This is a genomic window from Halomonas maura, assembly GCF_030409305.1.
Lineage (GTDB): Bacteria > Pseudomonadota > Gammaproteobacteria > Pseudomonadales > Halomonadaceae > Halomonas > Halomonas maura.
In genome coordinates this window covers 276,261-290,960 of sequence record NZ_JAUFPQ010000009.1, presented here as the reverse complement: position 1 = coordinate 290,960, position 14,700 = coordinate 276,261, and the positions used below count along the sequence as shown (strand labels likewise).

General features: G+C 69.1%; 13 protein-coding genes. 5 read left to right on the top strand and 8 right to left on the bottom strand.

The window, feature by feature from the left end; all coding sequences use genetic code 11:
- The first annotated feature begins 182 nt into the window (after positions 1-182).
- The 5 genes from QWY76_RS03390 (at position 183) to QWY76_RS03370 (ending at position 4,678) form a co-directional block, all read left to right on the top strand.
- Positions 183-1,187, top strand: a complete 1,005-nt coding sequence (locus QWY76_RS03390; RefSeq protein WP_290309697.1) for a TRAP transporter substrate-binding protein — start codon at positions 183-185, stop codon at positions 1,185-1,187.
- A gap of 94 nt (positions 1,188-1,281) precedes the next feature.
- Positions 1,282-1,833 carry a TRAP transporter small permease gene (locus tag QWY76_RS03385; protein WP_290309696.1) on the top strand — a complete coding sequence of 184 codons (552 nt, stop codon included), beginning with the start codon at positions 1,282-1,284 and terminating at the stop codon, positions 1,831-1,833.
- Positions 1,834-1,846: 13 nt separating this feature from the next.
- A complete protein-coding gene (locus QWY76_RS03380; protein WP_290309695.1) occupies positions 1,847-3,145 on the top strand; it encodes a TRAP transporter large permease in 1,299 nt (432 codons plus the stop codon).
- A complete protein-coding gene (locus QWY76_RS03375) occupies positions 3,145-3,678 on the top strand; it encodes a winged helix DNA-binding protein (protein WP_290309694.1) in 534 nt (177 codons plus the stop codon). Before QWY76_RS03380 ends, QWY76_RS03375 begins: the two co-directional genes overlap by 1 nt.
- Positions 3,679-3,922: 244 nt before the next feature.
- Complete coding sequence (locus QWY76_RS03370) at positions 3,923-4,678, top strand: 7-cyano-7-deazaguanine synthase (protein WP_290309693.1); 756 nt, start codon at positions 3,923-3,925, stop codon at positions 4,676-4,678.
- Between the two features lie 125 nt (positions 4,679-4,803).
- Here QWY76_RS03370 and QWY76_RS03365 read toward each other — a convergent pair whose 3' ends face one another.
- From QWY76_RS03365 to osmF, 8 genes are all read right to left on the bottom strand, one after another.
- Positions 4,804-6,633: a protein kinase domain-containing protein gene (locus QWY76_RS03365; protein WP_290309692.1), complete on the bottom strand. Its 1,830-nt coding sequence runs from the start codon at positions 6,631-6,633 to the stop codon at positions 4,804-4,806.
- An 88-nt stretch (positions 6,634-6,721) separates the two neighbouring features.
- Positions 6,722-8,314, bottom strand: a complete 1,593-nt coding sequence (locus QWY76_RS03360; RefSeq protein WP_290309691.1) for a dihydrolipoyllysine-residue acetyltransferase — start codon at positions 8,312-8,314, stop codon at positions 6,722-6,724.
- Between the two features lie 26 nt (positions 8,315-8,340).
- Positions 8,341-9,318: an alpha-ketoacid dehydrogenase subunit beta gene (locus QWY76_RS03355; protein ID WP_290309690.1), complete on the bottom strand. Its 978-nt coding sequence runs from the start codon at positions 9,316-9,318 to the stop codon at positions 8,341-8,343.
- Between the two features lies 1 nt (position 9,319).
- The gene (locus tag QWY76_RS03350) at positions 9,320-10,543 is read right to left on the bottom strand and encodes a thiamine pyrophosphate-dependent dehydrogenase E1 component subunit alpha (protein ID WP_290309689.1); all 1,224 of its coding nucleotides are present in this window, start codon (positions 10,541-10,543) and stop codon (positions 9,320-9,322) included.
- A gap of 316 nt (positions 10,544-10,859) precedes the next feature.
- The gene (locus tag QWY76_RS03345) at positions 10,860-11,618 is read right to left on the bottom strand and encodes an ABC transporter permease (protein ID WP_290309688.1); all 759 of its coding nucleotides are present in this window, start codon (positions 11,616-11,618) and stop codon (positions 10,860-10,862) included.
- Positions 11,611-12,555: an ABC transporter ATP-binding protein gene (locus QWY76_RS03340; RefSeq protein ID WP_290309687.1), complete on the bottom strand. Its 945-nt coding sequence runs from the start codon at positions 12,553-12,555 to the stop codon at positions 11,611-11,613. The genes QWY76_RS03345 and QWY76_RS03340 overlap by 8 nt, the downstream gene beginning before the upstream one ends.
- Positions 12,552-13,718 (bottom strand): ABC transporter permease, encoded by a 1,167-nt coding sequence (locus QWY76_RS03335; RefSeq protein WP_290309686.1) that lies wholly within the window; start codon positions 13,716-13,718, stop codon positions 12,552-12,554. Before QWY76_RS03335 ends, QWY76_RS03340 begins: the two co-directional genes overlap by 4 nt.
- A gap of 8 nt (positions 13,719-13,726) precedes the next feature.
- Positions 13,727-14,641, bottom strand: a complete 915-nt coding sequence (gene osmF / locus QWY76_RS03330; protein WP_290309685.1) for a glycine betaine ABC transporter substrate-binding protein OsmF — start codon at positions 14,639-14,641, stop codon at positions 13,727-13,729.
- Between the last annotated feature and the right edge of the window lie 59 nt (positions 14,642-14,700).

The window sequence follows — 14,700 nt, the reverse complement described above, 5'->3', positions numbered from 1 at the left end:
ACAAATTATCAATATTTTATCTCTACAACATCGTCAATTGGTCTACATATCGTTGACGGATCACTCGGCGGCTGCATAACCTTCCCTTCGTCGACCCGCTATGCTCTAGCGAGAGCCGTGGAATCGCGCGGCCATCACGCCGCGCCCCATAACAATAGACCGACCCACGAGAGGAACCGCTCATGACCGTCCGTCAACCGCCGCTGCCCCGGCTCGCCTCTGCCATCGCGCTGGGCGCGGGCCTGGCCATCCTGGGCCTCGACGCCCAGGCCGCCACCGAGTGGGACATGCCGACGCCCTACGGCGACCGCACCTTCCATACCGTCAATATCCGCGAGTTCGCCGACGACGTCCGCGAGGCCACCGATGGCGAGCTGGACATCACGGTGCATTCCAATGGCTCGCTGATCGGCCATGCCGAGATCAAGAACTCGGTACGGCGCGGCATCGTGCCCATCGGCGAGCTGATCATGTCCCGGCTGGCCAACGAGAACGCCATCTTCGAGGTGGACTCGGTGCCCTACCTGGCGGCCAGCTACGCGGACGCCCGGACCCTGTGGGAGGCCTCCCGGGAGGTCATCGCCGAGGAGCTCGCCGAGCAGCAGCTGCGCCTGCTGTTCGCCGTGCCCTGGCCACCCCAGGGCATCTACACCAACCAGCTCGTCGAGGCGCCGGAGGACCTGCAGAACCTGAGCATGCGCGCCTACAACTCGGCCAGCGAGCGGCTGGCCCAGCTGGCCGGCGCCGTGCCCACCCAGGTCGAGGTGCCGGATATTCCCACCGCCTTCAGCACCGGTCGCGTGGACGCCATGATCACCTCGCCGGCCACCGGTGCCGACACCAAGGCGTGGGACTACCTGAGCCACTTCAACCATGCCCAGCTGTGGCTGCCCAAGAACATGGTGATCGTCAGCGAGCGGGCCTTCTCGCGGCTCGACGAGGCCACCCGGCAGGCGGTGCTGGACGCCGCCGCCCGCGCCGAGGAGCGCGGCTGGGAGATGAGCCGCGAGGAGACCGACGAGGCCCTGGCGGTGCTCGAGGAGAACGGCATCACGGTGACCACGCCGACGCCGGAACTCGCCGCCAGGCTCGAGGAGATCGGCGCCACCATGACCGACGAGTGGGCCGAGCGCGCCGGCGAGCAGGGCGCCACCATCCTCGAGGCCTACCGGGCCGCCAAGCAGTGACCGGACGCGATCGGCGGGGCTACCCGCCGATCGCCGGCGTTCCTTACCACCACCAGCCAGCCGGGCCTCGCCCCGGCAGCCTCGGGTACCCCACATGTCCTATCGACTCAGGCCCCTCTACAACCTCGGCGGCTACCTGTCCGCCACCTGCCTGGTACTGATCTGCACCCTGATCACCGCCCAGATCGTCGGCCGCCTCATCGACCTGCTGACCACCGCCCTCGGCGTGGGCCGCATCGGCCTGGCCATTCCCGGGCTCGCCGAGATGTCTGGCTTCCTGCTGGTGGGCGCGACCTTCCTGGGGCTGGCCTACACCTTCATTCACGGGGCGCACATCCGCGTGACCCTGGTGATCGGCCGGCTGCCGGCCCGCTACCGCGTCTTCGTCGAGGTGGCCTGCCTGAGCCTGGCCCTGGCCCTGTGCCTCTACCTGGCCTTCTACCTGTATCGCCTGCTGGCCGACAGCATCGCCTTCGGCGAGACCTCCTACGGCCTGCTCAGCATCCCCCTGTGGCTGCCACAATCGGCCATGCTCGCCGGCATCGGGTTGTTCTGCCTGGCGCTGGGCGAGGCCTGGTGGCAGACCCTGGCCACCGCCCTGCGCCGCCCCGGGGACTTCATCATCGACGACGCCAACCAGGAATGAGCGAGACACGACCATGCTGACACTGACCACGACGCTGTTCGTGACGCTGCTGGTGCTGCTCGGCAGCGGCGTCTGGGTGGCCTTCTCGCTGCTCGGGCTGGGCTGGATCGCGCTGAGCCAGTTCACCACCATCCCCACCGGGGACGTGATGGCCTCCGACATCTGGGGCGCCAGCTACAGCTGGGAGCTCACCGCCCTGCCGATGTTCATCTGGATGGGCGAGATCCTGTTCCGCTCGCGGCTGGCCGACGACATGTTCACCGGCCTCTCGCCCTGGATGCAGCGCATCCCCGGCCGATTGCTGCATACCAACGTGGTCGGCTGCGGGCTGTTCGCCGCGGTCTCCGGCTCATCGGCCGCCACCTGCGCCACCATGGGCCGGATGACCATCCCCGAGCTGACCCGCCGCGGCTACGACGAGCAGCTGGTGATCGGCACTCTGGCCGGCTCGGCGACCCTGGGCCTGCTGATCCCGCCCTCGATCATCCTGATCGTCTACGGCGTGGCCACCGACCAGTCCATCGCCCGGCTGTTCATCGCCGGCATCTTCCCCGGCCTGCTGCTGATCGGCCTGTTCGCCGGCTACCTGATGCTCTGGGCCTGGCGCCACCCCGACAAGGTGCCCGCCGCCGATGCCCGGGTGGCCTGGGGGGAGCGGCTGCGCCGCTCGCGGCGACTGATTCCCCTGCTGGGCCTGATCATCGGCGTGATCGGCTCGATCTATGCCGGGCTGGCCTCGCCCACCGAGGCCGCCGCCGTGGGCGTGGTGCTCTCGCTGCTGCTGGCCAAGGTCCAGGGCAGCATGGACCGGCTGGTGTTCCGCGATGCGCTGCTCGGTGCCGTGCGCACCTCCTGCATGATCGCCTTCATCCTCGCCGGCGCCTCCTTCCTGACCGCCGCCATGGGCTTCACTGGGCTGCCCAGCGACCTGGCCGCCTGGATCGGCACCCTGGGGCTGTCGCCGGTGATGCTGCTGGCGGCCCTCACGGTGCTGTTCGTCCTGCTCGGCTGCTTCCTGGACGGCATCTCGGTGGTGGTGCTGACCACCTCGATCCTGCTGCCGATGGTCGAGGCGGCGGGCATCGACCTGATCTGGTTCGGCATCTACCTGGTGATCGTGGTCGAGATGTCGCAGATCACCCCGCCGATCGGCTTCAACCTCTTCGTGCTCCAGGGCATGACCGGCCGCAACATCCTGAGCATCGCCTGGGCGGCCCTGCCGTTCTTCTTCCTGATGATGCTCGGCGTGGTGCTGATCGGCCTCTTCCCGGAGATCGTCACCTACCTGCCCACCGCCATGGGGAACCGCTGATGCGTCAGGACGATACCCGGACGGCCGCCTCGCCGCGCGGCCCGATCGTCTCCTCGGAGCACCTGTCCCGCAACGCCGAGGAACTCTCGGAGTTCGAGTTCGGCATGATCATCGCCAGTCACGCCTTCCAGCGCTGGATGGTGCGCTGCATGACCGCCGCCGGCCTGCCGGAGCTGGGATCGCTGGACGTGCTGGTGCTGCACAGCATCAACCACCGGGAGCGCGCCAAGCGTCAGGCCGACATCTGCCTGGTGCTCAACGTGGAAGACACCCATACCGTGACCTATGCCCTGAAGAAGCTGGGCAAGCTGGGCCTGGTGGCGGGCGAGAAGCACGGCAAGGAGACCTTCTTTCGCACCACCGACCAGGGGCGCGAGACCTGCCAACGCTATGCCGAGATCCGCGAGGCCTGCCTGGTGGAGTCGCTGTCGACGCTCGGCATCGAGCGCGAGGACCTGCATCGCATCGCCGCGAGCCTGCGGGCCATGTCGGGACTCTACGACCAGGCGGCACGGGCCGCCGCCTCGCTCTAGGCCTCGAGCGTTGTCTGAAACGTCGACGAGCGAAGGCGAGACAAGGCAACACTCGGGATCATCGCGGATCGGCGTGAAACCATCGCTGCCCTGGCAGCGCGATGGGCTTAGCCGGAGCAGGAGCGAGCGTTGGCGCAAGACGCGAAGCCGCTTTGTAGCGGCCCGGGAAGCTGTCTAGCTTTAAGAAGGCACCACCATCGCGTGACCAGCCCCTCCATCGAACGAGACCCGATGGGAGATCGCCATGCGCCAAGCCATCGATGCATTCTGGACAGGAGGCTGGGACTCCAGCTACCGCGTGATTCAGGCGGCCCTGGTCGAGCAGCGGGACGTCAGACCGCATTACATCATCGATCCGGTCAGGCGCTCGAGCCTGCATGAGTTGCAGGCAATCTCCACGATACGCTCGGCACTGCGCCGACTGGACCCAGCGGCAGCCGACAGGATCCAGGAACTGCGGATCACACCGATCATGGAGATTCCCGAGGACACCCGGATCATGGCCGCCTACCGGGGGATGCGGGCCTCGGCCTACCTGGGTGGTCAGTACGTCTGGTTGGCGAACTATGCGCAATCGCGTGGGCTCGAGCGACTCGAGCTCAGCGTTCATGTGGATGACAAGGCCTATCACTTCCTGCGCGGCAAGGTAGAAGAGACCGACGAGGGCATCTGGCAGCTCAGCGACGATGTCGTGGGCCATGAGCGGGAGCTCTTCTCCCGCTTCACCTTTCCGCTACTGACCCTCTCCAAGCTGCAGATGCGGGAACAGGCCAGTCGCCACGGTTTCCTTGAGGTGCTGGAAAACGCCTGGTTCTGCTATCACCCCCTCGGCGGTCGGCCCTGCGGCGTTTGCAACCCCTGCCAATTCACCATGGAAGAAGGCTTGAGCTACCGGCTCCCCTGGCAGGGTCGGCTGCGCTACCGGCTGCGGTTCCTGCGCCAGGTCTTGCAGGCACAGCGCGCTCTGGTCAGGAAGGGGCGGCGGGTGCTGGCCCGGTGAGCCTGTCCGGCTTGACCGATCGTCGCGAGACGCTCGGATGTCGAGACAAGGGTATCGAACCGATGAGGCGAATCGCCCGCCATTTAGCCTGCCATTAACGTCGGATGGGCGAGCGCAGGCAGTGTTCAGACAAAGCGCAGCGCCGCGCGGGGATCCCGGGGGTAGAAGCGCTCCGGCTGGCGCGCGACGTGGGCGAAGAAGCGGGTGTCCTTGTAGGGCATCTTCATGAAGCCCGAGACGCCGAGACCCTCGATCAGCCCCACGGCGTCGAGGATGTCGTCCAGGCGCCGGCGGAACTCGTCCTCCCGGGACGGGTCGAGCAGGCGATAGTGGCTGTGGATCTTGAGGTGCTCGGGCAGCGCCTCGAAGATGATCATGCCGGTATGGTGGATCTCGTTGAGGGCCTCGAGGGAGCCGATGATCGCCTCCGGCAGCACCAGGAACTCCTCCGGGTCGGGCCCGTCCTCGAAATAGCTGTGCAGCCGCGAGCGATCCTCCAGCTCGGGCACGGCGCTGACCTCGTAGGCCAGGCGCAGGTCCGGCGAGGCCACGAAGGGCCGCTCGGGCCCCTCCCGCTCCAGGTGCAGGGTGTCCCGGGCATTGAACAGGCAGCTCTTGAAGATGCCACGCCGATGGATGGCCCGCGCCAGGGTCACCATGTTGTTGACCGCCGCGACGAAGGCCGGCTTGAGCGCCGGGTCGTGGAGGTTCAGGGAAGTGTCGATGTAGACGCCATCGACCTCCCAGTGCACCGCCAGCCCCCCCACCACCGGGTACTTGCCGAGCCGGCTCACCGCGGCCAGGAAGGCCTTCTCGGTCTCGCCCATGCCCTGCATGAAGTTCTTGTAGTAGCGATCCAGCTGGACGTCATTGACGTCATTCAGGGTCTCGCGCCCACCCTCCTCGCGCAGAAAGGACTTCCGCGAGCTGTAGACCACGGTATCGATCTCGCGGTCCGGCGGCCGGCTCCAGACCGGCACCAGCGGGACCTCCGGGGGCGCCGGCAGGTCGAGCATCACCAGCCGGCCCAGGCGCGGCATCTCGCGGATGAAATGCTCCCCGGCCTTGAGGCGCACCCGAGGATCGGGGTCGAGCATGCCGTCGAGCATGCGGGCGAACTCCATCGGCAGGCCCAGCGAGGTCGCGGGAATGGCGCGGTGGCCGAAGCGGCACGACTGGGCCGAGGCCAGCGCATAGAGGGTGCCGGCGGCGCCCTGCTCGTCGAAGCGCGGCGATGACAGCGCGCCGTTCAGCTGCTCCTCGCCGATGAAGTAGACATCGCCGAGCCGGGCATTGGTCTGCTGCAGGTTATCCGACATCAGCTCCATGACGTTGGCGGCCACGAACTGCTGGTTGGCGTCCAGCTGGGCGAACACCGAGGAGCCCCAGTCGATCAGCGCGATGGTCTCTTGGCGGTCGTCGTAGACCAGGTTGGAGGGCTTGATATCGCCGTGGACGATCGGCTTGCCGGAGGGCCCCGCTTCGCGTCGCAGGGCGCTCAGGATACCGGCGAGCTGCTCGGCGATGCGCACGACCAGCCGCGGCGACAACCGCCCTTCGCGCAGCGAGACCTCCTCGAGGTTGACCCCGGGCGCGCGCTGCATCACCAGGATCGACTGGTTGCGCACCCGCTGGAAGACGATCAGCCGCGGCACCCGGGGATGGGCGACCTGCTCCAGCATGAAGGCCTCCTCCTCGAGGCGGTCCTGCAGGTGCTGGGGCAGGTTGACCCGGGTGAACTTGAAGACGTATTCCTCGCCCGTGGCGGTGAGGCCGGCGAAGACGAAGCCGTAGGCCCCCTTGCCGATCAGCTCGATATGCCGGTAGCCCAGCTGCTCGAGCTGGGCCTGGCAGAGGGCCACCCACTCCTTGAGCTTGCGGGCGTCATGGTGACTGAGCAGGTAGACCGACTGGTCTTCCGGGATATAGAACTGCTGCAGCGGGGCCTGGGTCATGGTCGTCCCCGGATGGTGAGTGGGAGGCCCGCCGCGGGCCTGTCAGCCGCCGGAGGCGCGGGATCCCCCGGCGGCCGGCCCGGCGCGCCTAGCGCAGCGCCAGCAGCATGGTCTCCGGCGCCTCGAGGTAGCCCTTCCAGGCGTTGCAGAACCGCGCGATGGTGCCGCCATCGATCAGCCGGTGGTCGCCGGCCCAGGTCACGGTCATGATCGCCCGGCGGGTCACCTCGCCGGCCGCGTCGAAGCGCGGCAGCCACTGGGTCTTGCCGATGGCCACGATCGCCACCTCCGGGGCGTTGATGATGGGCGCGGCATAGGTGCCGCCCAGGGCGCCGATGTTGGAGATGCTGATGGTGCCGCCCTGCAGGTCGGCCTGGGTCACCCGCCCCTCCCGGGCCTCGCCGGTGAGGCGCTGGATCTCCTGGGCCACCTCCAGCAGGCTGAGGGTCTCCACGCCCTTGACGTTGGGCACCATCAGGCCCGCCTTGCCGTCCACCGCCATGCCGATATTGCAGCTCGGCAGGTAGTGGATCTCGTCGGCGGCCTCGTTGAGCCGGCTATTGAGGATCGGGAACTCCTGGATCGCCAGCGCCATGGCCTTCATGAAGAAGGGCATCAGGGTGAGCCGGGTCTCGCTGGCCTCGGCCTCGGGCTTGAGTCGCTCGCGCAGCGCCAGCAGCGCGGTGGCGTCGATCTCCTCGCCGTACTGGAAGTGCGGGATGCTCGTGGCCGAGGCCACCATGCGCTTGGCCATCGCCGCGCGGACCCCGCGCATCGGCTCGACCCGCACCTCGCCCTCACCCCGACCGGCCCCCCGGGCGGGAGCCATCGCCGCCTGAGAAGCCGCCTGAGGCACCTCGCCTTCCGCCACGAAGGCCAGCACGTCCTCCTTGAGCACGCGACCGTCCTTGCCGGAACCGGGAATGTCCTCGAGGCGCAGCGCGTGCTCGCGGACCAGGCGGCGCACCGCCGGGCTCGCCGGGGTGCGCCCATGGGCACCGCGGCCGCCACGGCTCGCGGCAGGGGCACCCGCGGCGGTGGGCTCGGCCGGCCCCTGGCGCGATGGGGCGGCCGCCGGCGCCGGGGACGCCTCGCCGGCGGCGCCGGTCTGGTCGCCCCCCTCGGGCACATAGGCATACAGCGGCGCATGGACCCTGGCGATCTCGCCCCTGGCGACGTGCAGCCGGCTGACCCGACCCGCCTCGGGGGCGGTGATCTCGACCATCGCCTTGTCGGTCATCACGTCGACCACCGGCTGGTCCTCGGCGATCGCCTCGCCCTCGGCCACGCGCCACTCGACCACCTCGCACTCGACGATGCCCTCGCCGATATCAGGCAGGATAAAGTCCTTGGCCTGGCCGTCATGCGCCGCCTCGGGCGCCGGCGTCTCGCTCGGGGTCGCCTCGGCGGCGGCGCTGCCGGACGCGTCGGCACTCGCCGCCTGGCCCTCGGCCTCGTAGGCGAACAGCGGGGCATGGACCTTGGCGATCTCGCCCTTGCCCACATGCAGCTTGGTGACTCGGCCGGCCTCGGGGGCGGTGATCTCGACCAGCGCCTTGTCGGTCATCACCTCGACCACCGGCTGGTCCTCCTCGATGGCATCGCCCTCGTTGACGCGCCATTCCACGACTTCGCACTCCACGATACCTTCACCGATATCGGGCAGCTTGAACTCGGTCATGATGTCTCTCCTGTCCTGATATCGGCTCAATAGTTCACGCTCTCGCGAATGGCCTCGAAGATCTTGAGGTGGTCCGGCAGGTACTCCTTCTCCAGCGTCAGCGGGAAGGGGGTATCCAGACCGGTCACGCGCATGATGGGCGATTCCAGGTACAGGAAGCAGCGATCCTGGATGGCGGCGGCGATCTCGCCGGCGAAGCCGCCGGTGCGCGGCGCCTCGTGGGTGACCACCAGGCGGCCGGTCTTGAGCACCGACTCGGCCACGCTGTCCTCGTCCCAGGGCAGGATGCTGCGCAGGTCGATCACCTCGCAGGAGATGCCCTCCTTCTCGGCCAGCTCCACGGCGCGCTCGATGACCTCCATCTGGGCGCCCCAGCCCACCAGGGTGACGTCGGTGCCCTCCTTGGTGACCTCGGCCTCGCCGATGGGCAGCTGGTAGTCCTCCTCGGGCACCTCGCCGGTCGCGGCGCGGTAGAGGCGCTTGGGCTCGAAGAACAGCACCGGGTCCGGGTCGCGGATGGCGGCCAGCAGCAACCCCTTGGCCTCGTAGGGATTGCGCGGCACCACGACCTTGAGACCGGGGGTATGGGCGAAATAGGCTTCCGGGGACTGGGAGTGATAGTGGCCGCCGGAGATCCCGCCGCCGTAGGGGGCGCGGATGGTCAGCCCGCCGACGTTGAAGAGATCCCCCGAGCGGTAGCGGAACTTGGCGGTCTCGTTGACGATCTGGTCGAAGGCCGGAAAGATGTAGTCGGCAAACTGGATCTCGGCCACCGGCACCGAGCCCTGGGCGGCCAGGCCATTGGCGAAGCCGATGATGCCCTGCTCCACCAGCGGGGTGTTGAAGCAGCGCGCCCGCCCGTACTTCTCCTGCAGGTGGCTGGTGGCGCGGAAGACGCCGCCGAAGCCGCCCACGTCCTCGCCGAAGCACAGCACCTTCTCGTCCTCGGCCATGGCGATGTCCAGGGCGTTGTTGATGGCCTGCAGCATGTTCATGGTCGGCATCTCAGGCCCCTCCCTTGTCGGATGCCGCGTCGTCGCCCTGGCTCAGTCCGGGATCCAGGGAGCGGGCGCCCCGGGGATAGGCATCCGGGTAGCGGCGGATATGCGCCTTGAGGGCGTCGAGCTGGTGCTGCAGGGCCGGCGTGACGTCGGCGTAGACGTCGGTGACCAGGCTGTCCAGGGGCGGCGGCGGGCGCTTCTCGGCGCGCTTCATGGTCTCCAGGACCTCGCGGCGCAGGCTCTCCTGGAGGGCCTTCTCCTCCTCGTCGTCCCACCAGCCCTGGCCGTCCATCCAGCGCCGCATGCGCAGGATGGGGTCCTTCTCGCGCCAGGCCTCCTCTTCCTTGCGGGAGCGATAGCCGGAGGGGTCGTCCGAGGACGAGTGGGCCGCCAGGCGATAGGTCATCGCCTCGATCAGCACCGGCTTGTTGTGCTCCACGGCGATGCGCCGGGCCTCCTGGGTGGCCCGGTAGACCGCCAGGATGTCATTGCCGTCGACGCGGATCACGTGCATGCGGTAGCCGAAGGCCCGCGGCGCCACGCCATCGGCGGCGAACTGTTCGATGGAGGGCGTGGAGATGGCATAGCCGTTGTTGCGACAGAAGAAGATCACCGGCACCTCGTGCACCGCCGCCATGTTCAGGGCGGCATGGAAGTCGCCCTCGGAGGCGGCCCCCTCGCCGAAGAAGACGATGGTGCACTGGCCGCCCCCGGCCAGCTTCTGGCCATAGGCGTAGCCCGTGGCCTGGGGAATCTGGGTGGCGAGCGGCGAGGAGATGGTCATGTAGTGCAGCTTGCGCGAGCCGTAGTGGATCGGCATCTGGCGGCCCTTGCCGTAGTCGAGTTCGTTGCCGAACAGCTGGTTCATGAACTCGTCGAAGCTGAAGCCGCGATAGACCAGGGCGCCCTGCTCGCGGTACTGGGCCATGATCATGTCGGCGTCGTCCAGGGCGGCGGTGGCCCCGATCACCGAGGCTTCCTCCCCGGTGCACTGCATGTAGAAGGACAGGCGCCCCTGGCGCTGGGCCGCCATCATGCGCTCGTCGAGCACCCGGGTGGCGATCATCGCGTGATAGATGCGCCGTGCCTGGTCGCGGTCGAGCTCCGGCGCCTCGGCGCCCTCGAAGAGGCGGCCCTCCTGGGAGAGGACCCGGTAGGTGGGGATGCTGAACTCGTCCCCGGCCAGGAAATCCGGCGCGTGGGTATCTCGCGTTGTGGTCATCGTCATGATCCTTACCCCTTTTGAGGGCAGTGTTGTCTCTATTCTTTCGGATCGCCAGGGGATGGCCCCGGCGCCGATCAACGCAGCATCATTGACGTTAACGTAAACTTCCCCTCCTGAACAGTCCCCACGGACGTCTTCCCTGCCCCTGCCGTGGCCCGCCAGCGGCGAGGGTAGGAGCAGTGAGCCGGCGAGCGCCTCCGACGACTCCGGCCAGCGTGCCTCCGCCTTGGCGGAGGCGCCTGCGGCGTAGACGACCCACGACAGCGACTCCCCGCGTTTGCCCGGGATCCCGGAAGATAACGGTATAACCCCGACCGGGTCAGCGAACGGCGCGAGGTTGCAGGCATGCGAAGAGGCTGTCGACGGCGAGCGCCAGCAGGCCGATCAGCACCGCGCCCTGGAGGACATAGGCGGTATTGCCGTTGACGATGCCCGAGATGATCGGGTCGCCGAGGTTGCTGGCGCCCACCGTGGCGCCGATGGCCGCGGTGGCGATATTGATGGTCACCGAGGTGCGAATGCCGGCGAGGATCACCGGCGCCGCCAGGGGCAGCTCGACCTGGCGCAGCCGTTGCCCCCCGGTCATGCCCATGCCCCTGGCCGCCTCGCGCACGCCGGGGTCGATGCCCTCGATCCCGGCCAGGGTATTGCGCACGATGGGCAGCAGGCCGTAGAGCACCAGCGCCACGATGATCGGCAGGGTGCCGAAGCCGAGCACCGGCACGGCCAGCGCCAGCACCGCCACCGGCGGGAAGGTCTGGCCGATCGAGGCCAGCTGGGCCACCAGCGGCAGGAAGTCGCGTCCGGCACGGCGGGTCACGGCCACCGCGGCCCCGACGCCCACCAGGATCGCCAGCAGCGCCGCCACGCCGACCACCAGCAGGTGGCGCCCGAGCAGCACGAGGAAGTCGGCGCGCGCATAGATGACGGCTCGACTGTCGGGCTCGACCAGGCGGAACAGCCCCTCGAGCCGCGCCATGCCCAGGCAGGCCCCCAGCAACAGCGCCAGCCAGAGGGCGGGCGCCAGCCAGCGGCGCCCCGCTCTCGCACCGCCGCGCCTCGCCAGCCCCCTAGTCATGGCCCCGAGCCCCCACCAGCCGTCGCAGTGACAGCTCGCCGATGGGCCTATCGTCGTCGTCGACCACGGTCAGCCGCTCGGCATGGCGCCATAGCATGATCGACAGCGCCTCGCGCAGGGTGGCGTGCTGGCCCACCCGCTCCCGGGCCAGGTGCCGGGGATCCAGCGGCAGCATCCGCTCGCTCACCGGCAGCAGGGCCGCCTCCTTGAGGCCCCGGTCCTCGCCGCCGAGCAGCGAGGCGACGAAATCATCGGCGGGCTCGCGGAGCAGTTCCAGCGCGTGACCCTGCTGGCGGATGCGCCCCTGGTGCATGACCACCAGGCGGTCGGCCAGGCGCAGGGCCTCGTCCATGTCGTGGGTGACGAAGACGATGGTCTTGTGCAGCCGGGCCTGCAGGGCCCGCAGCTCTTCCTGCAGGGTTTCCCGGGTGATCGGGTCCAGGGCGCCGAAGGGCTCGTCCATCAGCAGGATATCGGGATCCGCGGCCAGCGCCCGGGCCACCCCGACCCGCTGGGCCTGGCCGCCGGAGAGCTGACTCGGGTACTTGTCGGCGAACTCGTCCACGGCGAGGCCCAGCAGGGTCAGCAGTTCCTCCACCCGCTCGCGCACCCGCCCCGCCGGCCACTTGAGCAGCCGCGGCACCAGGCCGATGTTGCGCTCCACCGTCCAGTGCGGGAACAGGCCGGTACTCTGGATCGCGTAGCCCATGCGCCGGCGCAGGGCCTCCTCGCGGAAGGCGCGGATCTGCTGGCCATCGATATGGATCTCGCCCTCGCTGTGCTCGATCAGGCGATTGATCATGCGCAGGGTCGTCGACTTGCCGCAGCCGGAGGTGCCCACCAGCACGCACAACTCGCCCCGGGCCACGGACAACGAGATGTCCTCCACCGCGGTCTCGGCCCCGAAGCGCTTGGTCACGTGGATCAGCTCGATCATCTGGCCCCTCCCGGGCGCAGCAGGTCGGTCAGGGCGCCGAGCAGGGCATCGGCGAGCAGGGCCATCACCAGGATCGGCAAGGCGCCCAGCAGCACCAGGTCCATCGCCGCCTGGCCCAGCCCCTGGAAGATGAAGGTGCCGAGGCCACCGGCACCGATCAGTGCGGCCACCGCGGTCAGCCCGATGGCCTGCACCGAGGTGATGCGGATGCCCTCGAGGATCACCGGCAGCGCCAGCGGCAGGCGCACCTGGCGGAACACCTGGCCACGGCTCATGCCCATGCCGCGGGCCGCCTCGATCACCCCGGGATCGACCTCGTCCAGGGCGACGAAGGTGTTGCGCACCATCGGCAACAGGCTGTAGCCCACCAGCGCCAGCAGCGCCGGCGCCCAGCCGATGCCGCTGACGCCCATGGCCGCCAGCCACTCGACGTTGGCGGCCAGCCAGGCGAGCGGCGCCAGCAGCAGGCCGAACAGCGCCAGGCTGGGGATCGTCTGCAGAAAGTTGAGCACGCCGAAGCCGACCCTCTGGACGCCGGGCCAGTGACGCATGGCCAGGGCCAGCGCGACGCCCAGCATCAGGCTCACCGTCACCGCCACGCCGACCAGCAGCAGGTGCTCGCCGATGGCACCGAGGAACTGGTCGCTGCGCCCGAGGTATTCCTGGCGCAGGGCCAGGGGCTCGAGCCACAGCGCCAGGCAGGTCGCCAGGCTCGCCAGCGGCACCAGCAACAGCGCCCAGCCCTGCGGCCGCGACAGCACCAGCCGGCTGCGCAGCTCGATCACCGCCAGCAGCAGCAGGAACAGCGTGACCCAGACCCCGGCGCCGATGCCCATGCGGGCCTGGGGCAGCTCGGGGTCGACCCGGTTAACCGCGGCCAGCGCCAGCCAGGCGGGCAAGGCGGCCAGCATCGCCACCACCAGCCCCAGCGACAGCCGCAGCCTACCCGGCGTGGGCCGACCGGCCAGCCAGAGTCCGACCAGCAGGGGCAGCAGGCTCACCACCAGGCCGGCAGGACCGGCGACCTCCCAGGCGGCGACTCCACTGCCGGGCACGATGCGATTGGGCGCGACGCTCACGGCATCCAGGCCGCTCCAGGCGACCAGGGTGGCCAGCAACAGGCTGGCGAGGACGAGGTTGGGGCGTGTCGGTTCCCGGCGCACCCCGGGCCTCACTCGTCCAGGGTGGCGAGGAAGTCGGCGGCGACCCGGGCCGGATCGCGCCCGTTGACGGCGACGTCACCGTTGAGGCGCTGCAGGGTCTCGCGATCCAGGGCCGCGAAGACCGGGGCCAGCAGGGTCTCGATCGCCGGATGGGCCTCGAGCACGGCCTGCCTGACCACCGGGGCCGGCTGGTAGACCGGCTGCACGCCCAGGGTGTCGTCCATCACCACCAGGTCCAGGGCCTTGAGGCCGCCGTCGGTGCCGTAGGTCATGGCGGCGTTGACGCCGCTGGTCTGCTGGGCGGCGGCGCGCATGGTGGCGGCGGTGTTGCCGCCGGAGAGCACCAGCAGCTGCGGCTCGGACAGCGCGAAGCCATAGGCCTCCTGGAAGGCCGGCAGGGCCTGGGGCGACTCCACGAACTCGGCGCTGGCGGCAAGCTTGAATTCGCCCCCGTCGCCGAGGTAGCTGGCGAGGTCCTCGAGGCTCTGCAGGTCGTGCTCCCGGGCCAGCTCGCCGCGCACGCTGATCGCCCAGGTGTTGTTGGCATCCGCCGGGGTCAGCCACACCAGGCCGTTCTGCTCCCGGTCCTTCTGGCTGACGGTCTCGTAGGCCTGCTCGGCGTCCTTCCACACCGGGCTGTCGGCCATGTCGAAGAAGAAGGCGCCGTTGCCGGTGTACTCGGGGTAGAGGTCGATCTCACCGGCGGTGAGCGCGCCGCGCACGATGCTGGTGCCGCCGAGCTGCAGGCGGTTCTCGACCTCGATCCCGCCGGCTTCCAGGCGCTGCAGGATCAGCTGCCCCAGCACCGAGCCCTCGGTATCGATCTTCGAGGCGACCACCACCGGCTCCTGGGCCTGGGCCGCGGCAAGGGTCATCAGGGTGCCGGCCGCGACGGCGGCGAGACGCGTCAGTACAGGCTTCATGATTACCACCCACTTCCGTATCGAATGTATCCTGAGTGTAAGGCCTGCACAGCTTGGCT

Bases quoted from the DNA above. Each gene is read 5' to 3' on its own strand.
- QWY76_RS03390 (WP_290309697.1), top strand. From the start codon at position 183: ATGACCGTCCGTCAACCGCCGCTGCCCCGGCTCGCCTCTGCCATCGCG.
- osmF (WP_290309685.1), bottom strand. From the start codon at position 14,641: ATGAAGCCTGTACTGACGCGTCTCGCCGCCGTCGCGGCCGGCACCCTG.
- QWY76_RS03360 (WP_290309691.1), bottom strand. From the start codon at position 8,314: ATGACCGAGTTCAAGCTGCCCGATATCGGTGAAGGTATCGTGGAGTGC.
- QWY76_RS03380 (WP_290309695.1), top strand. From the start codon at position 1,847: ATGCTGACACTGACCACGACGCTGTTCGTGACGCTGCTGGTGCTGCTC.
- QWY76_RS03365 (WP_290309692.1), bottom strand. From the start codon at position 6,633: ATGACCCAGGCCCCGCTGCAGCAGTTCTATATCCCGGAAGACCAGTCG.
- QWY76_RS03370 (WP_290309693.1), top strand. From the start codon at position 3,923: ATGCGCCAAGCCATCGATGCATTCTGGACAGGAGGCTGGGACTCCAGC.
- QWY76_RS03385 (WP_290309696.1), top strand. From the start codon at position 1,282: ATGTCCTATCGACTCAGGCCCCTCTACAACCTCGGCGGCTACCTGTCC.
- QWY76_RS03345 (WP_290309688.1), bottom strand. From the start codon at position 11,618: ATGACTAGGGGGCTGGCGAGGCGCGGCGGTGCGAGAGCGGGGCGCCGC.
- QWY76_RS03375 (WP_290309694.1), top strand. From the start codon at position 3,145: ATGCGTCAGGACGATACCCGGACGGCCGCCTCGCCGCGCGGCCCGATC.
- QWY76_RS03355 (WP_290309690.1), bottom strand. From the start codon at position 9,318: ATGCCGACCATGAACATGCTGCAGGCCATCAACAACGCCCTGGACATC.
- QWY76_RS03340 (WP_290309687.1), bottom strand. From the start codon at position 12,555: ATGATCGAGCTGATCCACGTGACCAAGCGCTTCGGGGCCGAGACCGCG.
- QWY76_RS03350 (WP_290309689.1), bottom strand. From the start codon at position 10,543: ATGACGATGACCACAACGCGAGATACCCACGCGCCGGATTTCCTGGCC.